Source organism: Stenotrophomonas sp. Y6 (assembly GCF_022436665.1).
GTDB classification, from domain to species: domain Bacteria; phylum Pseudomonadota; class Gammaproteobacteria; order Xanthomonadales; family Xanthomonadaceae; genus Stenotrophomonas; species Stenotrophomonas acidaminiphila_A.
The window spans coordinates 21,978-42,056 of record NZ_JAKUKB010000011.1 but is presented as its reverse complement, the minus strand read 5'-3'; the positions used below and the strand labels follow the sequence as shown (position 1 = coordinate 42,056).

The following is a 20,079-nucleotide window of genomic DNA, read 5'->3' as shown; positions in this document are numbered from 1 at the left end:
TGTACACCCATGATCCCCGCCGACCTGCCACCGCAGCGCGCCGCCGTCCTCGCCTTCCTGCGCGGGGAGCTGGCGGCCGGGCGCGCGCCCAGCCTGGCCGAGATCGCCGATGCCTTCGGCTTTGCCTCGCGCAACGCCGCGCAGAAGCACGTGCAGGCGCTGCTGGCCGATGGCCTGCTGGAGCAGCTGCCGGGGCGCAAGCGCGGCCTGCGCCTGCCCGGTGGCGACGCCGACCTGCTGCCCTTGCCGGTACTGGGGCGGGTGGCGGCGGGCCAGCCGATCGGCGCCGACATCGGCCTGGACCAGCAGTTCTGGCTGGACCGGCGGCTGTTCGCGCTGCGCCCGGATTACCTGCTGCGGGTGCAGGGCGATTCGATGATCGACGACGGCATCCTCGACGGCGACCTGGTCGGGGTGCAGCGCACGCCCGAGGCGCGCGACGGCCAGACCGTGGTGGCGCGCGTGGACGGCGAGCTGACCATCAAGCGCCTGCAGCGTGGGCCGCGGCGCATCCACCTGCTGCCGCGCAACCGCGCGCATGCGCCGATCGAGGTGCGGCCGGGCCAGGATTTCGCCATCGAAGGCGTCTACTGCGGGCTGGTACGCCCGGGTTGAATGGGCACCGTGGTCGCCCTCGACAGCCTGCTGGCGGCGCAGACGCTGTGGCACGCCGGGCGTGCCTCGGCCGCGGCGCTGGGCGAGCCCACCGGCCACGCCGCGCTCGATGCGCTGCTGCCGCAGGGCGGCTGGCCGCGGCACGCACTGACCGAACTGCTGTTGCCGGCCGATGGTGTAGGCGAGCTGGCGCTGCTGCTGCCCACGCTTGCGCGGCTGAGCCAGGCCGGCGCCACGGTGGCGGTGGTGGCGCCACCGTATGTGCCCTACGCCCCGGCCTGGCAGGCCGCGGGCGTGGCGCTGGAACGGCTGGAGATCGTGCAGGCCACGCCGCGCGATGCGCTGTGGGCGTTCGAGCAATGCCTGCGCAGCGGCGCCTGCGCCGCGGTGCTGGGCTGGCCGCGGCAGGCCGACACCCCGGCGCTGCGGCGGCTGCAGGTGGCGGCCGACAGCGGCCAGTGCCTGGGGTTCGCCCTGCGCGACCGCCGCCATGCGGCCAATCCCTCGCCGGCCGCGTTGCGCCTGGAAGCGGTGCGCGACGCGCACGGCGGCAGCGCCTGGCAGGTGCGCAAGTGCCGTGGCGGCCCGGCGCCGGCGCGCGCCTTCGCCCTGGCCAAGCGGTGAGGCGCGGCCATGCTCTGGGCCTGTGTACTGCTGCCGCAGCTGGCGCTGGACGCCGTCCTGCGCCGTTGTCCTGACCCGCAGGCGCCGCTGGCGCTGGTCGGCGGCCCGGCGCAGCTGCGCACCCTGCAGGCGGTCAACGCCGCCGCGGCCGCCGCCGGGGTCCAGGCCGGCATGCGCCTGACCGCGGCGCATGCGCTGCTGCCCGGGCTGGCCCTGGTCGAACACGATCCGCAGGCCGAGGCGCGCTGGCAGCGCTTCCTGGCCGCCTGGGCCTACCGCCACAGTTCGCTGGTCAGCGCGCAGTGGCCCGGCTGCATCGTGCTGGAAGTGCGTGCCAGCTTCGCCCTGCTCGGTCCGTGGCCGCGCATCGAGGCGCGGCTGCGCGAGGAACTGGCGCTGCTGGGTTTCAGCCACCGCATCGGGCTGGCGCCGACGCCGCGCGCGGCGCAGGTGCTGGCCGGCCTGGGCGATGGCCTGGCGGTCACCCAGCCGGCGGCGATGACGGCGCTGCTGGACCGGGTGCCGGTGGCGCACGCGCGGTTGCCCGGGGACACCGGCGAGCGCCTGCGGCACATGGGCATCGGCGACCTGCGCACGCTGCGCGCGCTGCCGCGCGATGCGCTGCGCCGCCGCTTCGGCCTGCCGCTGCTCGAACACCTGGAGCGCCTGTATGGCCAGGCCGACGACCCGCTGGCGTACTACGCGCCGCCGGACCATTTCGACGCGCGGCTGGAGCTGGGCTACGAGGTCGAGAGCCACACCGCGCTGCTGTTCCCGCTGCGCCGCCTGGTCGGCGACCTGTGCACTTACCTGTCGGTGCGCGACGGCGGCGTGCAGCGTTTCGTGCTGCGGCTGGAACACGAGCAAGGCCACAGCGACGTGACGGTGGGGCTGCTGGCCGCCGAGCGCGAGCCGGCGCTGCTGTTCGAACTGGTGCGCAGCCGCCTGGAGCAGGTGCGGCTCGAGCGGCCGGTGGTGGCGCTGCGCCTGCTGGCCCGCGAACTGCCGCCGTTCGTGCCGGCCGCGCGCGACCTGTTCGATCCGCGCACGCGCCAGCAGCAACCGTGGCCGCAGCTGCGCGAGCGGCTGCGCGCGCGCCTGGGCGACAGCGCGGTGCATCGCATCACGCCAACCTGCGATCCGCGCCCGGAGCGTGCCTGGCGGCCGCTGCAGGGCGACGAGGCGCGCATCGGCGATGCCGCGCCGGGGCTGCCGCCGCGCCCGGGCTGGCTGCTGCCGCAGCCGGTGCCGCTGCGCGATCCGCGCCTGCGCATCGTGTCCGGCCCGGAACGGCTGGAAAGCGGCTGGTGGGACGGCGACGACGCGCGCCGCGACTACTACGTGCTGGAAACCTCGCAGGGCCAGCGCGCCTGGGCGTTCGCGCCGCCGGGCGAGCAGGGCGGCTGGATGCTGCACGGGTGGTTCGCATGAGCCGCCGCGAAGCCCGCGATTCGCATGCCGGCACCCGCGTGCCGCGCGCCTGGGAAGTGGCGCAGCGCCTGGGGCGCGTGGCCGCCAACGACGGCGCGCCCGGCGAGGACGCCCTGCCGGCCTATGCCGAACTGCATTGCCTGTCGGATTTCTCGTTCCTGCGCGGCGCGGCCAGCGCCGAGGAACTGTTCACGCGTGCGCGCGACTGTGGTTACGAAGCGCTGGCGATCACCGACGAATGCTCGCTGGCCGGCATCGTGCGCGCCTGGGAGGCGGCGCGCGCCAGCGGCGTCAAGCTGGTGGTCGGCAGCGAGTTCGCCCTGGCCTGCGGCCTGCGCTGCGTGCTGCTGGTGGAAACCGCCGACGGCTACACGCGCCTGTGCGAGCTGATCAGCCGCGGCCGCCTGGCGGCCGGCAAGGGTACGTACCGGCTGGCACGGGCGGACGTGGAAGCGGTGCTGGGCGGCGCCGATGCGGAGGCCTCGGGCCTGTTCGCGTTGTGGTTGCCGGGCGCCGAGCCGCAGGCGGAACAGGGGCGCTGGCTGCGGGCGCTGTTCGGCGCACGCGCGCACCTGGCGGTGGAACTGCACCGCGAGCAGGACGACGCCGCGCGCCTGCAGCAGCTGCTGGCGCTGGCCGATGCGCTGGCGATGACGCCACTGGCCAGCGGCGACGTGCACATGGACGTGCGCCGCCGGCGCATGCTGCAGGACACGATGACCGCCATCCGCCACAACCTGCCGCTGGCCGAATGCGGCGCGCACCTGTTCCGCAATGGCGAGCGCCACCTGCGCACCCGCCGCGCGCTGGGCAACATCCATCCGCCTGCGCTGCTGCAGAACGCGGTGCGGCTGGCGCGCCGTTGCCGCTTCGACCTGGGCCAGCTGCAGTACCGCTACCCGACCGAGCTGGTGCCCGACGGGCACACGCCCGGCAGCTGGCTGCGCGAACTGACCGAACGCGGCATGCGCGAGCGCTGGCCGGAAGGCGTGCCGCCCGATGTGGTCCGGCAGATCGAAAGCGAACTGGAACTGATCGCCTACAAGCAGTACGAGGCGTTCTTCCTGACCGTGCAGGACATCGTCCGTTTCGCGAAGGAGAACGGCATCCTGTGCCAGGGGCGCGGTTCCTCGGCCAATTCCGCGGTGTGCTTCGCGCTGGGCATCACCGTGGTGGACCCGGCCGAGAGCCGGTTGCTGATGGCGCGTTTCCTGTCGCGCGAGCGCGACGAGCCGCCGGACATCGACGTGGACTTCGAGCACGAGCGGCGCGAGGAAGTGCTGCAGTACGTCTACGCCAAGTACGGCCGCCACCGCGCCGCGCTGGCGGCCACGGTGATCCGCTACCGCGGCAGGAGCGCGGTGCGCGACGTGGCCCGCGCCTTCGGCCTGCCGCCGGACCAGATCGCGCTGCTGGCCGGGTGCCACGGCTGGGGCAATGGCGAGGTGCCGATGGCGCAGCGCCTGCGCGAGACCGGCTTCGACCCGGACAACCCGCTGATCCGGCGGCTGATGGCGATCACCGCGCAGTTGAACGGCCACCCGCGCCACCTGTCGCAGCACGTGGGCGGTTTCGTGATCAGCGATGCGCCGCTGTCCACCGTGGTGCCGGTGGAGAACGCGGCCATGGACGGGCGCACCATCATCCAGTGGGACAAGGACGACCTGGAGACGATGAAGCTGCTCAAGGTCGACTGCCTGGCGCTGGGCATGCTCACCTGCATCCGCAAGGCACTGGAGCTGGTGGAGCGCCACCGCGGCCAGCGCATCGACCTGGCGCGGTTGCCGGCCGGCGACGAACCGACCTACGCCATGATCCAGGCCGCCGACACCGTGGGCGTGTTCCAGATCGAATCGCGCGCGCAGATGAGCATGCTGCCGCGGCTGAAGCCGGCGTGCTTCTACGACCTGGTGATCGAGGTGGCGATCGTGCGTCCGGGGCCGATCCAGGGCGACATGGTGCATCCGTACCTGCGGCGGCGGCAGGGCCGCGAGGAGGTGACCTACCCCTCCGATGGCATCCGGGACATTTTGAAGCCCACGCTGGGCATTCCCCTGTTCCAGGAACAGGTGATGGAGCTGGTGATCCATGCCGGCTACCAGGAGCACGAAGCGGACCACCTGCGGCGCTCGATGGCGGCCTGGGGCCGCGGTGGCGATATGGAGCCGCACCGCGAGAAGATCCGCGCGTTGATGAAGCAGAAGCACTACTCGGACGCATTCATCGAGCAGATCTTCGAGCAGATAAAAGGGTTCGGCTCCTACGGCTTCCCGCAGAGCCACGCCGCCTCGTTCGCCAAGCTGGTCTACATCAGCAGCTGGCTCAAGCGGCATGAACCGGCGGCCTTCGCCTGCGCGCTGCTCAACGCGCAGCCGATGGGCTTCTATTCGCCCAGCGAGATCGTCCAGGACGCGCGCCGCGCCGGCCGCGGCGGACGCCGCGCGGTGGAGGTGCTGCCGGTGGACGTGACCCGCAGCGACTGGGACAACACCCTGGAAGGCGGGCGCGTACGCCGTGGCCCGGGCGATGACGACGGCCAGCCCGGCATCCGCCTGGGCCTGCGCCAGGTGGCCGGGTTGCCGCAAGGCGCGGCGCTGGCGATCGTCGCCGCGCGGGCCAGGCGCCCGTTCACCGACGTGCGCGACCTGTGCCTGCGCGCCGGCCTGGACGAGCGGGCGCGGCGCGCGCTGGCCGAGTCCGGCGCGCTGCAGGCGCTGGCCGGGCACCGCCACGCCGCACGCTGGGAAGTGGCCGGCATCGAGCGGCAGCGCCCGCTGTTGCCCGGCAGCCCCGACGAGGACGCGGTGTCGCTGCCGGCGCCTTCGGCCGGCGAGGAGGCGCTGGCCGATTACCGGGTGCTTGGCCTCACCCTCGGCGAACACCCGCTGTCGCTGCTGCGCGCGCGGCTGCAGCGCGAGCGCGTGCTCGACATCGCCCAGGTCCGGCAACTGCCGCACGGGCGCGGCGCCCATGTGGCCGGCATCGTGGTGCAGCGGCAGCGCCCGGGCACGGCCAAGGGCACGGTGTTCGTCACCCTCGAGGACGAGCATGGCCCGCTCAATGTGGTGGTCTGGCAGGCCCTGGCCGCGCGCCGGCGCAAGGTGCTGCTGGGTGCGCGGCTGATGGCGGTGCGCGGCCGCTGGGAGCAGGTCGATGGCGTGCAGCATCTGGTCGCGCGCGACCTGCACGACCTCAGCCACCTGCTCGGCGACCTGCGCACCCAATCGCGGGATTTCCACTAGCGCGACGGCGCGCCCCGACGAGGCCGGCGCGGGGGTGTGCCTTCGCGCTGGGCCCGGCAGAGCCGGCGCCGGGTGCCGCCCGGATCCCGTGCGCGCCGCACCGCGCTGGCCTGGGTGTGCTTGCGCAAGCCCAAGCCCTGGCGCGCGAAGATCGGCGACAGGGCGCCGCAATCACTTCAAACCGTTGCAGGTCGGGCGCGGCGTGGTCATGCGTGCCGGTGCCGCGCAGGCCGCCGTGACGCTGGCGTGGGCCCGCCTGCGTTGCAGCGGCAACCGGAGAACACCGCCGCAAGCGACCCGTTACCGCCTCACACCCACTGCGACAGCGCGATCTTCAGTTCCGCGGCGAAGCCCTTGGCCGAGGCCACCGGCACCGTGAACACGTCCGGCGCCTGCTGGGCGATGCCGATGGCCCGCGTGCTGGCTTCGTCCAGTTCGGCCTGGGTCTTCGGGCCACCGGCCCAGTGGTCGTCAGCCCAGACATAGCGCAGCCGCCAGCGGTCGCCTTCGGGCCGGGCGAACAGCACCAGCGTGTTGCGGAACAGGTACTCGCCGGGAATGTGGTTCTTCAGGAACAGCGCGCCATCGACCTCGTAGCCGGCGTTGCACACCGCCAGCTCGATGGAGAAGGCGACCTCGCTGCCGGCGGTGATGCGGCGGCTGTCCAGGAACACAGAAAACAGCACCGGCGCGCGCGCGTCGCGGCGCACGTTGCCGTCGGCGTCGAAGATGTCGTCGTACTCGCGGCGCACCGCCGATTCGTTGGCCTGGGTGCGCGCGGTGAGCTGGTAGGTATAGGCGCCGCGCGGCGCCACCGTGGCCTCGATGTAATACGACGAACGCACCCGCCTGCCACGCCTGCGCGCGGCCTCGACCTCCGGTGGCAGGGCCAGCGCGGTGATGTCCAGCTGCGCGGTGGCGCAGATATCGCCGAACAGGAAGCGCGACAGATTCTGGTAGCCCTCCTCGGAATTGACGATGCCGAAGTAGCCGCTGTGGCTGCGGTTGACGAAGGCGCGCGGCGCGCCCTCGACGTACGCATTGGCGATGCGCACCAGGCCATCGCTAAGCGCGCCGACCGCGAACGAGGACAGCCCGCGCGCCACCGCGTAGTCGCGGCTGTTGGTGCCGATCAGGCAGAACATGCGCTCGGGCGGGAAGCCGGAATCGCCCAGCGTGTTGACCTTGTCCCGGGGCACCTTCAGGTAGCGCGCCATGTTGCCGCGGTTGAAGTTGTTCATGTCGTTGATCGACAGCAGGTCGGGCACGTTGATGCCGGCGATGTCGATGCCGTTGTGCGGGGTGGCGTAGGTGAACACCTTGTCCACCAGCGTGCGTGCCTCGGCGCTGGCCACCTCCGGGTTCTGCAGCAGGCAGCGGCAGATCAGCCCGCCCATCGAGTGCGCCACCAGGTACACGCGGAAGTCGCGACGCTGGCTGGCGTTGTTGCCGCACACGCTGTCGCGCAGCTCCAGGATGCGCCGGCCCAGACTGGCCGCGGCCTCGGTGATCGACGGCGCCTTGCCGTCGCCGAACGCCGGGTCGGCCACATCGTAATACCGGTGGATCACGATGCTGCGTGGCGAAATGCCACTGCGCAGCTCGGCACCGCCGTCATAGACGTCGCGGTAGCCGTAGTCCTTCATCAGCCGCACCAGCGGCGACTCGAACACGAACTTCACCACCGAGCCGTCCTGGGCCTGGCGGATCTTGGTGGAACCGGCCTCCAGCCCCATGAACGGCGTGGAGGTGGTCTCGACGATCTCCGCGCGGGTCATGGCATAGCCGCGCACGTAGATGATCGGGAAGAAAGGGCGCTGAATCCTGTCCATGTCCGGCTCCACGCGAGGGAAGGTCCATAGTCGGCCATTGTCGTCGCATACGTGGCGACTGGAACGCGAACGCGCGCACGGCCTGCCGCGTGCAGCCGTGGGCCGGGTGCGCATCCGACGCTTCGTGGCGCCCGTGGGCATCGCGTCGCTGAATGGCGTGCGCGCCGCCAGCTGCGGCCGCGCCGACGTACCGGGCCGGGCGCGAATGCGCCGCGCTCAATCGCCGGCGGCGCGATCCAGCTGGCGGTAGCCGATGGCTTCGGCCAGGTGCGTGCGTTCGATGGGGCCGCCACCGGCCAGGTCGGCGATGGTGCGGGCCACGCGCAGGATGCGGTGCATCGAGCGCGCGGACAGTTGCAGGCGTTCCATCGCCTGTTCGAGCATGGCCTGGTCGGCGGCGGTCAGCATGCAGTGGTGCGAGGTCTGTCCCGGGTCGAGGCGGGCGTTGGGGGTACCGGCACGTTGCAGCTGGCGGGTACGTGCCTGCGCTACGCGGGCCTGCACGGCGGCGCTGGTTTCGGTGGGCGGAGCATCGCCGCGCAGTTCGGTCGGTGGCAGCCGTGGCACCTGCAGCTGCAGGTCGATGCGGTCCAGCAGCGGGCCGGAAATGCGCGCGCGGTAGCGGGCGATCGCGTCGGCCGAGCAGCGGCAACGGCCGCTGCGGTCGCCGGCCCAGCCGCACGGGCACGGGTTCATCGCCGCCACCAGCTGGAAGCGGGCCGGGAACTCGGTGCTGCGCGCGGCCCGCGCGATGGTGACCACGCCCGATTCCAGCGGCTCGCGCAGCACTTCGAGCGTCTGCCGCTTCCATTCGGGCAATTCATCCAGGAACAACACGCCGTTGTGCGCCCGCGAGATCTCGCCGGGCCGCGGCAGTGCGCCGCCGCCGACCAGGGCGACCGCGCTGGCGGTGTGGTGCGGGGCGCGGTAGGGCCGTTGCCGCCAGCGTGTCGGGTCCACGCCGTGGCGCCCGGCCGAGGCGATGGCCGCCGTTTCCAGCGCTTCGGCCTCGCTGGCCTCGGGCAGGATGCCGGGCAGCCGCGAGGCCAGCAGGGTCTTGCCGCAGCCGGGCGAACCGACCAGCAGCAAATGGTGGCCGCCGGCGGCGGCGATCTCCAGTGCGCGGCGGGCCTGCGCATGGCCGCGCACGTCGGCCAGGTCCGGCAGCGGCGCGGGGTCGCAGGTGCTGACCTGCGCGTCGGGCAGGGTCTTCTCGCCAGCCAGGCCGGCGCAGACCTCCAGCAGGGTACGCGCGACCTTGACCGTCGCCTGCCGCGCCAGCGCGGCCTCGTCGGCGTTGTCCGGCGCCACCACCAGCGTGCGCCGTTCACGCGCCGCGGCGATGGCTGCCGGCAGCGCGCCGTCCACACCACGCAGCTCGCCGGTCAGCGCCAGCTCGCCGATGAACTCATGCGCGGCCAGCGCCTGGCGGTCGATCTGGCCGCTGGCGGCGAGAATGCCCAGTGCGATGGGCAGGTCGAAACGGCCGCCGTCCTTGGGCAGGTCGGCCGGGGCCAGGTTGATGGTGATGCGCCGGGCCGGGAACTCGAACTGTGCGCAGAGAATGGCCGCGCGCACCCGGTCGCGCGATTCGCGTACCGCCGCTTCGGGCAGGCCCACGATCTGGGTGCAGGGCAGCCCGCCGGACAGGTGCACTTCGACCCGTACCGGCGGCGCATCCACCCCGGCGCGGGCACGGCTGTGCACCAGCGCCAGGCTCATGGGCGTGGCTCAGGCGTCGCCGGCGGGGCGCTTTTCCAGTGCGGCGACGGCCTGTTCCAGGGCGTCCAGCTTCTCGCGGGTGCGCAGCAGCACGGCGCGCTGCACTTCGAACTCCTCGCGGGTGACCAGGTCCAGTTTGGCCAGGCCGGCCTGCAGCGCACTCTTGAAGGTGGCCTGCAGTTCCTCGCGCGATTCGCGCAGGCCCGGCGGCACCAGCTCGCTCAGGCGACGGGCCAGCGCATCGATGTGGTTGAGGTCGATCATGGGGGCGTCTCCGCGGGGCAGGCTGGCAGGTTAGGCGCCGCCGGCAACCACGGCCATCGGGCTCTGTTGCGTGGGGGCATCAGGATAATCCCTTGCCGTCCGCGCGGCACGTCCCGCGCCTGCCGGGTCAGCGCCGGGCAGGCTATGCTTTCCCCGGCACACAGACAGGGAAACGACCGATGAAAATGATCATGGCCATCGTCAAGCCGTTCAAGCTGGACGACGTGCGCGAGGCGCTCGCCGAGCGCGGCGTGGCCGGCATCACCGTCACCGAGGTCAAGGGCTTCGGCCGGCAGAAGGGCCACACCGAGCTGTACCGCGGCGCCGAGTACGTGGTCGATTTCCTACCCAAGGTGAAGATCGAGGTCGCTGTGACCGACGCCCAGGCCGACGAGGTGGTGGAGGCCATCGTCAAGGCCGCCGGCACCGGCAAGATCGGCGACGGCAAGGTGTTCGTGTACGACCTGGGCAGCGTGGTGCGCATCCGCACCGGCGAGCTCGACGCCGACGCGCTCTGAGCCATGGCGAGCCTGGACGGGGAGTTCGGCCAGCGCCTGCAGCGGGCGCTGGCGATGCTGGACTGCAAGGGCCTGCCGCGCGGCACGTCCGCGCCGTTGCTGTACCGCTGGTTGTGGAAGCTGGGCTGGCGCATGGCACCACCGCCGATGGCGGGGTTCGCTTCCACCGCCCTTGTGACCGGCGCCTTCTTCGGGCCGGTGTGGGGCCTGATGATGTGGTTGATGCTGTGGCGCCGTTCGCAGATGCCGGTGGGCATGGTGCTGCTGGCCGCGGTGCTGGCCGGCGTGCTGTTCGGCCTGTCGATGGGGTTGTACGGGCGCTGGAATGCACGCCGGCGCGGCATTCCGCTCTGGCGCGATTTCCAGGGCTGAGCGCGGCTGGCGGGCCGCAACCGGTGTTGCCCATCGCGGCGCGCGAGCCGCGAACCATGGCGTGCGTGCCCGGGCAGGCCGGGCACTGGTCGGTACCGCTGTGCAGCGGGCTCCCAGGCGACAACCGGGTGACCGATCCCCGTCCTGAACCAAGCGCTGCGCATCCGCGCGCTCGTCTCCGGCGCTGAAGCCGCTGGGTCCGGTGGGCCTGCGGGCGCCGCGGGGCGCGATAAGCGAAAGACGCAACGCGGGGTCGTTCCGGACGGAAGCCCCGGGCGCTCCGCCGATGCCCGGGCCACGAAGGCGATCCAGCGGGACAGGGCCCGCGCGGGAAAGGAGAGCGCCCGGCCCAGGCGAGGACAGGGCGGCACCGATGCCTCAATCGCCGCTGTCCCCGGGTTGCTTGCCCGCCCCCATTGCCTCCAGCGCCGCGCGGGCGCTGCGGCTGGCCGGATCGAGCTTCAAGGCGGTGCGGTAGCTTTCGCGCGCTGCATCCAGCCGCCCGGCCGCGCGATACGCCTCCCCGAGACTGTCGTGGGTGTTGGCCGAACCGGGATACGCCGCCACGCCCCATTCAAATACGCTGACCGCCTCGTCCTTGCGGCCCGCGCGGAGGAACTTGTAGCCCAGCGCGTTCAGCGCCCTCTCGCTGTGGTCGTAGTCGTCGCGGCGCACCCCCAGCCCTTCATAGGCCGCCGTCATGGCCTTGAGTCCCTGGTGATAGGCGATCGGGGTCAGCAGGTCGTCCAGGCTCCGCTTTGCCGGTTGCATCGGCTTGCCGTTGAGCACCTCCATGAGGTCCTGGCCCATTGTCAGCACAAGCGCGCCCTGCCAGAAATTGTCGAGGATGATGACGCAGTCCTCGTGCGACTCGGAGCGCAGGTAATAGCTCTGGTAGCCCGGTACGCTGCCGGTGTGGGAAACGACCCGCAGGCGGGCGCCATCGGGCAGTGTCCAGTCATCGACATTCCACCCGAACCCATAATGCGACGCCTGCGCTGTCAGCATCTGGCGCCGCGTGTCGTGGCTCAGCAGGCGCTCGCCATACAGCGCCCGGTCGAAGCGGTAGAGGTCATCGACCGTGGTGTAGATGCCCGCGGCCGCGAACGACACGCTCGGGTCGATCCACTGCGGCTGCACCAGGCTGCCGTCCGCGGTGCGGGTGTAGCCTGCGGCGAGCCGTTCCAGCACCGACCTGCCGTTGAAAACGCCACTGGCGGCCATGCCTGCCGGGGCGAAGATCCGCTCCTGCAGGTTGTCCGCAAGAGGCCGCCCGGTGGCCTGTTCGATCAGCAGACCGAGCAGGAAGAAGCCATTGTTGTTGTACCGCCACTGCTGGCCCGGGCTCTCCAGCAGCGCCGGCTTGATCCACTCGCGCGCGAAGTCCATCGGCGCATAGCTGCGGCGCGCGGCGGTCTGCCACCACGGGTCGGTGTAGCGCCCGGGGACGTCGGCAAGCCCCGAGGTGTGGCTGAGCAGCTGGGCCACCGTCACCTTCGCCGCAGGCGTCCCGGCGTAGAGCGCCGGCAGGTATTCGCCCAGTGTCCCGTCCAACCGCAGCGTGCCCTGCTGGACCAGCTGCATGGTGAGCGTGGCGACCAGCGGCTTGCTCAGCGAGCCGACCCGATAGCGCCCTTCCACCCGGTTGGGCGTTGCCCATTCAACATTGGCCTGGCCGTAAGCGGCGCGCAGCAGCACCCGGTCTCCCCGCGCCACCAGCACGGTGCCGTTGAAGCCACGGTGATCGGCGTAGCTGTCGACCAGGCGGCGCAGTTCATCGGCCGTGGGAGGCTGCTGTGCCAACGCGACTGCGCTGTACATCAGCAGGACGAAACCACATACCCGGGCAAAGGGACGCATCGACTGGCCTGCGTTGGAGAATCCACCCGAAGCTAGCGTTTGACTACAATTGTAGTCAATGGGTCGTCCGGCATGGTTCCAGCGCCCTTCGGGCGCCAGGCAACGCGATGGCTGCATCCGGCAGCCGGGTGGACCGGGTGCTGCGCGGCGCCTGGAGAACCAACGAAAACCCCGCGCCGGTGGCCGGCGCGGGGTTGGGGTACGTCGCTGCGGTGTGGCGCGGGCTTACTCGCCCAGCGCCTTGGCCACGAACGGCGGGCTGACCAGCACCCCGGTGTGCAGCGGGGCGGTGTAGTACAGCGTGTCGAACGGCTTGGCGGCGGCGTCTTCTTCGCGGAAGCCGAAGCCGAAGCCGGCCTGCTTGCTGGCCACGGTCACCGACCACCAGCCGGTCGGGTAGCACGGCTGTGGGAACGGCAGGGTCTTGAACGACTGGAAGCCGGCCTTGCCCATTTCCGCGCGCATGTCCTTGATCAGGTCCAGCAGCGCCAGCGGCGATTCGCTCTGCTGCACCAGCAGGCCGTCGTCCTTCAACGCGCGGAAGCAGCTTTCGAAGAACGCCTTGTTGAACAGGCCCTCGGCCGGGCCGACCGGGTCGGTGGAGTCCACGATCACCACGTCGACGCTGCCCGGCGCGCAGTTGGCCATGTAGGCCACGCCGTCGTCGAACAGCAGCTCGGCACGGGCGTCGCCGTTGGATTCGCACAGTTCCGGGAAGTACTTCTCGGCCATGCGCGTGACCTGCTCGTCGATGTCGCACTGGGTGGCGCTTTCAACGCCCGGGTGCTTGAGCACCTCGCGCAGGGTGCCGCAGTCGCCACCGCCGATGATCACCACGCGCTTGGGCGCCGGGTGGGTGAACAGCACCGGGTGGCTGATCATCTCGTGGTAGAAGAAGTTGTCCTTGCTGGTCAGCATCATGGCGCCGTCGATGACCATCAGCTTGCCCCAGTCGGTGCTGTCGTAGATCTCGATCTTCTGGAACGGCGACTGCACTTCGTCCAGCTTGCCGGTGACGCGGAAACCGATGGCCGAGCCGGTCGGCTGGAAGTGTTCGATGAACCAGTTGTCGTGGGTGGTCATGGGGATTCCTGGGTGCGATGGACATTTCCCTTCCCCCGCCGCCGGGAGAAGGGGCCCCGGAGGGGCGGATGAGGGGGCGGCGAGCCCCGGCACGGCGGGGATTCCGCCGTATTTCCGCCCCTGGACCCGGCTCCGCGGGGGCAGGGGGGGAGGCGCGGGCGCGGATTGTAACGGACCGCTGCCCCGCTGGCGTTAGAATGCGCGTCCTTTTTATCCACAGCCGAGAGTTGCTACGCCGATGAGCGATTGGTCCCTCGACCAGGCCCGCAAGACCTATTCGATCCCGCACTGGTCCGACGGTTACTTCGACGTCGATGCCGCCGGGCATGTCGTGGTGCGCCCCACCGGCGCGCAGGGCCCGGCCGTATCGCTGCCTGAAATCGTCGATTCGGCACGGGCCGCCGGCGCCAAGCTGCCGCTGCTGGTGCGCTTCCCGGACATCCTCGGCGAGCGCCTGGGCAAGCTGCAGGCGGCGTTCGCCCAGGCCCAGCGCGACTGGGACTACCACGGCGGCTACACCGCCGTGTATCCGATCAAGGTCAACCAGCACCGTGGCGTGGCCGGCACCCTGGCCAGCCACCACGGCGAGGGCTTCGGCCTGGAGGCCGGCTCCAAGCCGGAGCTGATGGCGGTGCTGGCGCTGAGCCGGCCGGGCGGGCTGATCGTCTGCAACGGCTACAAGGACCGCGAGTACATCCGCCTGGCGCTGATCGGCCGCAAGCTCGGCCTGCAGACCTACATCGTCATCGAGAAGCCGTCCGAGCTGAAGCTGGTGCTGGAGGAATCCAGGGCGCTGGAGGTGAAGCCGGGCCTGGGCGTGCGCATGCGCCTGGCGTCGCTGGGTGCCGGCAAGTGGCAGAACAGCGGCGGCGACAAGGCCAAGTTCGGGCTGTCGCCACGGCAGCTGCTGGACCTGTGGAAGTCGCTGCGCGACACCGAGTACGCCGACTGCCTGAACCTGCTGCACTTCCACATGGGCAGCCAGATCAGCAACGTGCGCGACATCGCCAACGGCATGCGCGAGGCCACCCGCTACTTCGTCGAGCTCTCGCGCCTGGGCGCGAAGATCAGCCACGTCGACGTCGGCGGCGGCCTGGGCATCGACTACGAAGGCACCCGCTCGCGCAGCTACTGCTCGATCAACTACGGCCTGAATGCCTACGCCAGCAACATCGTGCAGCCGCTGGCCGAGGCCTGCGAAGCGCACGCGCTGCCGCCGCCGCGCATCGTCACCGAGTGCGGCCGCGCGATGACCGCGCACCATGCGGTGCTGATCGCCAACGTGTCCGAAGTGGAGCAGGCCGCCGATGGCCGCATTCCCGAGGCGCATGACGACGAGCCGGCCGCGATCCGCCACCTGCGCGAGATCCACGACGAACTGGACCAGCGCCCGGCGGTGGAACTGTTCCAGGAAGCGCAGCACTTCCACGCCGAAGGCCTGAGCGCCTACGCGCTGGGCCAGATCGACCTGCCGCAGCGTGCGCGCATCGACGACCTGTTCTACGCCATCGCCAACGGCGTGCGCGCGCGCCTGAGCTACGACGAGAAGAGCCATCGCCCCGCACTGGACGAGCTGAACGACCGCCTGGTCGACAAGTACTTCGTCAATTTCAGCGTGTTCGAGTCGATCCCCGATGCCTGGGCCATCGACCAGGTGTTCCCGATCGTGCCGATCGAGCGCCTGAACGAGCGCCCGGACCGCCGCGGCGTGATCGCCGACATGACCTGCGATTCGGACGGCATGGTCAAGACCTACGTCGAGAACGAGAGCCTGGACAGCTCGCTGCCGCTGCATTCGGTGGGCCATGGCGAGCGCTACCGCATCGGCTTCTTCCTGGTCGGCGCCTACCAGGAAATCCTCGGCGACATCCACAACCTGTTCGGCGACACCGACGCGGTGGAGGTCACGGTCGATGGCAGCGGCTACCGCATCGCCCAGCAGCGCCGCGGCGACACCACCGACGTGATGCTCGACTACGTCGGCTACCGCCTGGACGACCTGCGCGCGGCCTACCGGCAGCGCGTGGCGGCGGCCAACCTGCCGGCCGCGCGCGCGGCCGAGCTGGACGCCGCGCTGGAAGCGGGCCTGACCGGTTACACCTACCTGTCGGACGAGCCGCTGGGCTGAGCGGGGCACCCGCCCGCGGCATTGCCGGGGTGACACCGGGGGCGGGCCAGGTCCGCCCCCGTTTCGTTTCCCGGCCCTGCCCGGCAGCGGGGCTTCACCGGCGGTGGGCGCGGGGCCCGTGCGTGGCACCGCGACCGCCGCGGGTCACCGCCGCCCGCGCCGGCGTCAGCCTTCGCGCGCCACCTGGAAACCGGCGAACGACTGGCTCACCGGCATCAGCTCCAGGCGGTTGACGTTCAGGTGCGGCGGCAGGCTGGCGACCCAGAAGATCTGCTCGGCGATGTCCTGCGCGGTCATCGGGTTGGCGCCCTTGTAGAGCTGGTCCGAGGCGGCCTGGTTGCCATGGGTGCGCACCAGGGTGAACTCGGTCTCGGCCATGCCCGGCTCGATCGCGGTCACGCGCACGCCGGTGCCGTGCAGGTCGGCGCGCAGGCCCAGCGAGAACTGGCTGACGAACGCCTTGGTGCCGCCATAGGCATTGCCGCCCGGATACGGATAGATCGCGGCGGTGGAGCTGATGTTGATGATCGCCCCGCGGCGTTCGATCAGCCGCGGCAGCAGGTGGTGGGTGAGGGTGACCAGCGCGGTGACGTTGGTGTCGATCATCGTGCGCCAGTCTTCCAGGCTGGCGTGCTGGGCGGCGGCGGTGCCCTGCGCCAGGCCGGCGTTGTTGACCAGCAGGTCGATGCCACGGAACGGCGCGGGCAACGCCGCCAGCGCCGCCTCCATGGCCGCCGCGTCGCGGATGTCGAACGCCGCCGCGTGCACCGTGTCCGCCCCGAACGCGTCCACCAGCGGCTGCAGGCGCTCGGCACGGCGGCCGGTGGCGATCACCTTCCAGCCAGCGGCGGCGAAGCGACGGGCGGCGGCGGCACCGAAACCGGACGTGGCGCCGGTGATCAGGACGGTCTTGGACATGGCGGGCTTTCCAGGGGGAAGGGTCCTCGATTTTCGCACCTTCGCGGCGTACCGGCGCTGGCGCGGCGCGGCCTCCCGGGCAGTCGATCGCGCCAACCCGCATGCCGACAGCGCCCACCCGGCGGAGATCCAGTCCATTTGAGTAACGGGGGGCGCCGCCAGGCGCGGGCCTGTGGAAGAAAGCGTTGTGGGGCTCGATGTTCCGCTGCGCAGACATGAAGTAACACGGGCCCGTAGACGCGGAGCCTGCCGCGAATGGCGCACGCCGCCAGATCCGGTGCGGGGCAAGCCCCGCACCTACGACGTTCCCACCGGATGCCACAGCCCCCTTGAGTCAAGGGGGCGCGCCGACAGGCGCGGGGTTGTGGAAAAAGCGGGTACGGGGCCCAAAGTTTGTTTCACAAACATTGGGGTGAAGCCACCACAGGCGATTCAGCTGCACCTTCGATCCCCGCACCTTGGGAAGCGGACGCCCGTAGATGCGGGGCTTGCCCCGCATTGGGCCCTGTGTCAAGAACGTTGGTGGGAAGTCTACGTAGCGACGCCGCTGCGCCCGCGATTTCCGCACCTCGCAGAATACGGGCCCGTAGACGCGGAGCCTGCCGCGAATGGCGCGCCCCGCCGGATCCGGTGCGGGGCAAGCCCGCACCTACAACGTTCCCACCGGAGCCGCAGCCCCCTTGAGTCAAGGGGGCGCGCCGACAGGCGCGGGGTTGTGGGAAAAGCGGGCGTGGGGCCCGATGTCTGCGTAGCAGACATTGGGGTAACACCGCCGTGGCGGTGCTACCGGGGCGCGCCGACAGGCGCGGGGTTATGGAGAAAAAGGGCACGGGGCCCAAGGTTTGCCGCGCAAACCTTGGGGTAACACCGCCAAGGCGGTGTTACTGCGCCTTGATGGCCATCGCCTGCAGGCCGCTGCCGTTGAGCTTGGCCTTGGCTTCGGCCAGTTCACTGGCGCTGCCATAGGGGCCCATGCGCACGCGGTAGACCGTGTTGCCGTTGATCTGCGCCGATTCGACGCGGGCGGCCAGGCCCATCATCGCCAGCTTGGCCTTGGTCGCCTCGGCGTCGCCCGACGCGCCGAACGCGCCGGCCTGGAGGATGTAGCGGACGTTGTCGCTGCCTGCCGCCGCGGCCGGCGTCGCCGGTTCCGCGCGCTTCGCCGCGCTGTCCGCCACGGCCACGGTGGGGGCCGCGGTGCCGGGCGCGGTGCTGGCCGTGGCCACGGCCGGGCGCGGCGCCTCGCTGATCGGCGCCGGCAACGGTGCGGCGGCCGCCGGTACCGGGCGCCCTTCCAGGGCCGCCTGCGCGCGCTGGGCCTCGCTGGCCTCCGCCGTGCGTGCGGCCTGCGCCCGGCGCTGCTCCTCGGCGCGCGCGCTGGCCGCCAGTTCGGCGTCGGACATCTGCACTTCCTTGCCAGGCAGCAGGGTGTAGAAGTCGTACTGGGTGGCGGCCGGCTTTTCCGCCGGCTGCGCGCCATCGTGCGCGGCCGGACGCGGCAGGTCCGCGCCGGCGTCGATGTCGGCGTCGGCGACCGGCGCCGGCTGCGCGTCCGGGTTGGGTTGCGGGCCCACCCGCAGGAAGCCGTCGCCTTCCTTCTTGAACAGGTTCGGGGCGGCCAGGAACACCACGGCCGCGATCGCCGCGCCGGCGACCAGCCATACCCAGCCGGGCGTCCCGTTGCCGCTGTTGCGCCGGGCCTGGCTCTTGCCGCGTCGTGCTGCCATTTCTGCAACGTCTCCTTGCTTACATCTTTTCCGGTGCGCTCACGCCCAACAGGCCCAGGCCGTTGGCGAGCGTCTGCCGCGCCGCGCCGGCGAGCGCGAGGCGGGCATTGCGGAGGGCGGCATCGTCCACCAGCACCGGCGTCCCGTGATACCACGTGTGGAAGGCGTGCGCCAATTCACGCAGGTACTGCGCGACCAGGTGCGGCTCCAGCGCCAGGCCGGCGGCCTCGACCACTTCCGGGTAACGTGAGATTTCGTTCATCAGCTCCAGCGACGCGGCGTCGTCCAGCTGCGCCAGCGCGGCCAGGCCCTGCGCCTGGTCGTAGTCCAGGCCCTTCTCCTGCGCCTGGCGCAGCAGCGAGCAGACCCGGGCATGCGCGTACTGCACGTAGAACACCGGGTTGTCGTTGCTCTGCTGGCGTGCCAGGTCGATGTCGAAGGTGAGCTGGGAGTCGGGCTTGCGCGCGATCAGGAACCAGCGCACCGCATCGCTGCCGACCTCGTCGATCAGGTCGCGCAGGGTCAGGTAGCTGCCGGCGCGCTTGGACAGTTTCACTTCCTCGCCGCCGCGCATCACCGTCACCATCTGGTGCAGCACGTACTCCGGCCAGCCCTGCGGAATGCCCACGCCCAGTGCCTGCAGGCCGGCGCGCACGCGCGCCAGCGAGCCGTGGTGGTCGGCGCCCAGTTCGGTGATGGCGCGTTCGTAGCCGCGCTGCCACTTGCTCAGGTGGTAGGCCACGTCCGGCAGGAAGTAGGTGTAGGTGCCGTCGGACTTGCGCATCACGCGGTCCTTGTCGTCACCGAAATCGGTCGAGCGCAGCCACAGCGCGCCGCCTTCCTCGTAGGTGTGGCCGGAGGCAACCAGCTGGTCCACCGTCTCGGCGACCTTGCCGTCCTTGTACAGCGAGCTCTCCAGGAAGTAGATGTCGAAATCCACCCCGAACGCGGCCAGGTCCTGGTTCTGCTCGTTGCGCAGGTAGGCCACGGCGAAGCGGCGGATGGCTTCGATGTCCTCGGCATCGCCGGCACCGACCACCTGGCTGCCTTCCAGTTCGACGGTCTGGCCGAGCAGGTAGGCCTTGGCGACGTCGGCGATGTATTCGCCGTTGTACGCGTCGGCCGGCCACTGTTCGTCGCCCGGCTTGAAGCCGCGCGCGCGCGCCTGCACCGAGCGGGCCAGGTTCTCGATCTGCACGCCGGCGTCGTTGTAGTAGAACTCGCGCTTGGCGTTCCAGCCGTTGGCTTCCAGCACGCGGGCGATGCAGTCGCCGATGGCGCCGGCGCGGCCATGGCCGACGTGCAGCGGGCCGGTCGGGTTGGCCGAGACGTACTCGACGCCGACGTTGCGGCCGTTGCCGCCCAGGTTGCGCCCGTAATCGGCGCCTTCGCGCAGCACGCTCGCCACCTCGCGCTGGAACGCCACCGGCGCCAGCTTGAAGTTGATGAAGCCCGGGCCGGCGATCTCGACGCTGGCGACGTCGTCGCTGGGCGGCAGCGCGGCGACCAGCGCCTGCGCCACGGCCCGCGGGTTGCTGCGCGCGGCCTTGGCCAGCAGCATGGCGGCGTTGGTGGCGAAATCGCCATGCTCGCGGGTCTTGGGTCGTTCGACCACGAAATCCGGCGGCAGGGTGTCGGCAGGCAGGGTACCGTTGGCGCGCAAGGCTTCGATGCCTTGGCCGATCAGGGCGCGGAGTAGGGATTTCACGTGACTGTCTGCTTGGAGCGCGGAACTGCGCATTT

The 20,079-nt window shown here is 71.2% G+C and carries 15 protein-coding genes; 7 read left to right on the top strand and 8 right to left on the bottom strand.

Annotation, left to right across the window (positions count from 1 at the left end; translation table 11 throughout):
• Positions 1 to 9 precede the first annotated feature (9 nt).
• The 4 genes from lexA to MKP15_RS14000 are packed head-to-tail and all read left to right on the top strand — an operon-like array spanning position 10 to position 5,912.
• Positions 10 to 615, top strand: a complete 606-nt coding sequence (lexA, locus tag MKP15_RS14015) for a transcriptional repressor LexA (protein ID WP_104937734.1) — start codon at positions 10 to 12, stop codon at positions 613 to 615.
• On the top strand, positions 616 to 1,239 hold the full coding sequence (gene imuA / locus MKP15_RS14010; protein WP_104937735.1) for a translesion DNA synthesis-associated protein ImuA: 624 nt from the start codon (positions 616 to 618) through the stop codon (positions 1,237 to 1,239).
• A 9-nt stretch (positions 1,240 to 1,248) separates the two neighbouring features.
• Positions 1,249 to 2,670: a DNA polymerase Y family protein gene (locus MKP15_RS14005; RefSeq protein ID WP_240213130.1), complete on the top strand. Its 1,422-nt coding sequence runs from the start codon at positions 1,249 to 1,251 to the stop codon at positions 2,668 to 2,670.
• Positions 2,667 to 5,912: an error-prone DNA polymerase gene (locus tag MKP15_RS14000; protein ID WP_240213129.1), complete on the top strand. Its 3,246-nt coding sequence runs from the start codon at positions 2,667 to 2,669 to the stop codon at positions 5,910 to 5,912. Before MKP15_RS14005 ends, MKP15_RS14000 begins: the two co-directional genes overlap by 4 nt.
• Before the next feature lie 308 nt (positions 5,913 to 6,220).
• Here the strand turns inward: MKP15_RS14000 and MKP15_RS13995 are convergent, their stop codons facing one another.
• The 3 genes from MKP15_RS13995 to MKP15_RS13985 form a co-directional block, all read right to left on the bottom strand.
• Entirely contained in the window at positions 6,221 to 7,744 is a 1,524-nt protein-coding gene (locus tag MKP15_RS13995) for a hypothetical protein (protein ID WP_240213128.1), read from the bottom strand.
• 216 nt (positions 7,745 to 7,960) lie between these two features.
• The gene (locus tag MKP15_RS13990) at positions 7,961 to 9,466 is read right to left on the bottom strand and encodes a YifB family Mg chelatase-like AAA ATPase (RefSeq protein WP_240213127.1); all 1,506 of its coding nucleotides are present in this window, start codon (positions 9,464 to 9,466) and stop codon (positions 7,961 to 7,963) included.
• Positions 9,467 to 9,475: 9 nt separating this feature from the next.
• Positions 9,476 to 9,730, bottom strand: a complete 255-nt coding sequence (locus MKP15_RS13985) for an accessory factor UbiK family protein (protein ID WP_161615329.1) — start codon at positions 9,728 to 9,730, stop codon at positions 9,476 to 9,478.
• Between the two features lie 179 nt (positions 9,731 to 9,909).
• Here MKP15_RS13985 and MKP15_RS13980 point away from each other — a divergent pair, with 179 nt between their 5' ends.
• Together MKP15_RS13980 and MKP15_RS13975 are read left to right on the top strand one after the other, a co-directional pair.
• The gene (locus tag MKP15_RS13980; RefSeq protein WP_054662546.1) at positions 9,910 to 10,248 is read left to right on the top strand and encodes a P-II family nitrogen regulator; all 339 of its coding nucleotides are present in this window, start codon (positions 9,910 to 9,912) and stop codon (positions 10,246 to 10,248) included.
• Between the two features lie 3 nt (positions 10,249 to 10,251).
• Positions 10,252 to 10,620 (top strand): DUF6404 family protein, encoded by a 369-nt coding sequence (locus tag MKP15_RS13975; RefSeq protein WP_240213126.1) that lies wholly within the window; start codon positions 10,252 to 10,254, stop codon positions 10,618 to 10,620.
• Positions 10,621 to 10,998: 378 nt separating this feature from the next.
• On the opposite strand, the gene MKP15_RS13970 is transcribed toward MKP15_RS13975, so the two are convergent.
• Positions 10,999 to 12,441 carry a serine hydrolase domain-containing protein gene (locus tag MKP15_RS13970; RefSeq protein ID WP_240213125.1) on the bottom strand — a complete coding sequence of 481 codons (1,443 nt, stop codon included), beginning with the start codon at positions 12,439 to 12,441 and terminating at the stop codon, positions 10,999 to 11,001.
• 264 nt (positions 12,442 to 12,705) lie between these two features.
• Entirely contained in the window at positions 12,706 to 13,563 is an 858-nt protein-coding gene (speE, locus tag MKP15_RS13965; protein WP_161615326.1) for a polyamine aminopropyltransferase, read from the bottom strand.
• 238 nt (positions 13,564 to 13,801) lie between these two features.
• Between speE and speA the strand changes: the two genes are divergently transcribed.
• Positions 13,802 to 15,691: an arginine decarboxylase gene (gene speA, locus MKP15_RS13960; RefSeq protein ID WP_104937744.1), complete on the top strand. Its 1,890-nt coding sequence runs from the start codon at positions 13,802 to 13,804 to the stop codon at positions 15,689 to 15,691.
• A gap of 165 nt (positions 15,692 to 15,856) precedes the next feature.
• On the opposite strand, the gene MKP15_RS13955 is transcribed toward speA, so the two are convergent.
• The 3 genes from MKP15_RS13955 to argS all read right to left on the bottom strand — a co-directional run bounded on the left by MKP15_RS13955 (position 15,857) and on the right by argS (position 20,044).
• Positions 15,857 to 16,609, bottom strand: coding sequence for an SDR family NAD(P)-dependent oxidoreductase (locus MKP15_RS13955; protein WP_104937745.1), 753 nt, complete (start codon positions 16,607 to 16,609; stop codon positions 15,857 to 15,859).
• 881 nt (positions 16,610 to 17,490) lie between these two features.
• Positions 17,491 to 18,336 carry an SPOR domain-containing protein gene (locus MKP15_RS13950; protein ID WP_240213124.1) on the bottom strand — a complete coding sequence of 282 codons (846 nt, stop codon included), beginning with the start codon at positions 18,334 to 18,336 and terminating at the stop codon, positions 17,491 to 17,493.
• A 19-nt stretch (positions 18,337 to 18,355) separates the two neighbouring features.
• Positions 18,356 to 20,044 carry an arginine--tRNA ligase gene (gene argS, locus MKP15_RS13945; RefSeq protein ID WP_240213123.1) on the bottom strand — a complete coding sequence of 563 codons (1,689 nt, stop codon included), beginning with the start codon at positions 20,042 to 20,044 and terminating at the stop codon, positions 18,356 to 18,358.
• Positions 20,045 to 20,079 lie beyond the last annotated feature (35 nt).

Bases quoted from the DNA above. Each gene is read 5' to 3' on its own strand.
- lexA (WP_104937734.1), top strand. From the start codon at position 10: ATGATCCCCGCCGACCTGCCACCGCAGCGCGCCGCCGTCCTCGCCTTC.
- imuA (WP_104937735.1), top strand. From the start codon at position 616: ATGGGCACCGTGGTCGCCCTCGACAGCCTGCTGGCGGCGCAGACGCTG.
- MKP15_RS14005 (WP_240213130.1), top strand. From the start codon at position 1,249: ATGCTCTGGGCCTGTGTACTGCTGCCGCAGCTGGCGCTGGACGCCGTC.
- MKP15_RS14000 (WP_240213129.1), top strand. From the start codon at position 2,667: ATGAGCCGCCGCGAAGCCCGCGATTCGCATGCCGGCACCCGCGTGCCG.
- MKP15_RS13995 (WP_240213128.1), bottom strand. From the start codon at position 7,744: ATGGACAGGATTCAGCGCCCTTTCTTCCCGATCATCTACGTGCGCGGC.
- MKP15_RS13990 (WP_240213127.1), bottom strand. From the start codon at position 9,466: ATGAGCCTGGCGCTGGTGCACAGCCGTGCCCGCGCCGGGGTGGATGCG.
- MKP15_RS13985 (WP_161615329.1), bottom strand. From the start codon at position 9,730: ATGATCGACCTCAACCACATCGATGCGCTGGCCCGTCGCCTGAGCGAG.
- MKP15_RS13980 (WP_054662546.1), top strand. From the start codon at position 9,910: ATGAAAATGATCATGGCCATCGTCAAGCCGTTCAAGCTGGACGACGTG.
- MKP15_RS13975 (WP_240213126.1), top strand. From the start codon at position 10,252: ATGGCGAGCCTGGACGGGGAGTTCGGCCAGCGCCTGCAGCGGGCGCTG.
- MKP15_RS13970 (WP_240213125.1), bottom strand. From the start codon at position 12,441: ATGTACAGCGCAGTCGCGTTGGCACAGCAGCCTCCCACGGCCGATGAA.
- speE (WP_161615326.1), bottom strand. From the start codon at position 13,563: ATGACCACCCACGACAACTGGTTCATCGAACACTTCCAGCCGACCGGC.
- speA (WP_104937744.1), top strand. From the start codon at position 13,802: ATGAGCGATTGGTCCCTCGACCAGGCCCGCAAGACCTATTCGATCCCG.
- MKP15_RS13955 (WP_104937745.1), bottom strand. From the start codon at position 16,609: ATGTCCAAGACCGTCCTGATCACCGGCGCCACGTCCGGTTTCGGTGCC.
- MKP15_RS13950 (WP_240213124.1), bottom strand. From the start codon at position 18,336: ATGGCAGCACGACGCGGCAAGAGCCAGGCCCGGCGCAACAGCGGCAAC.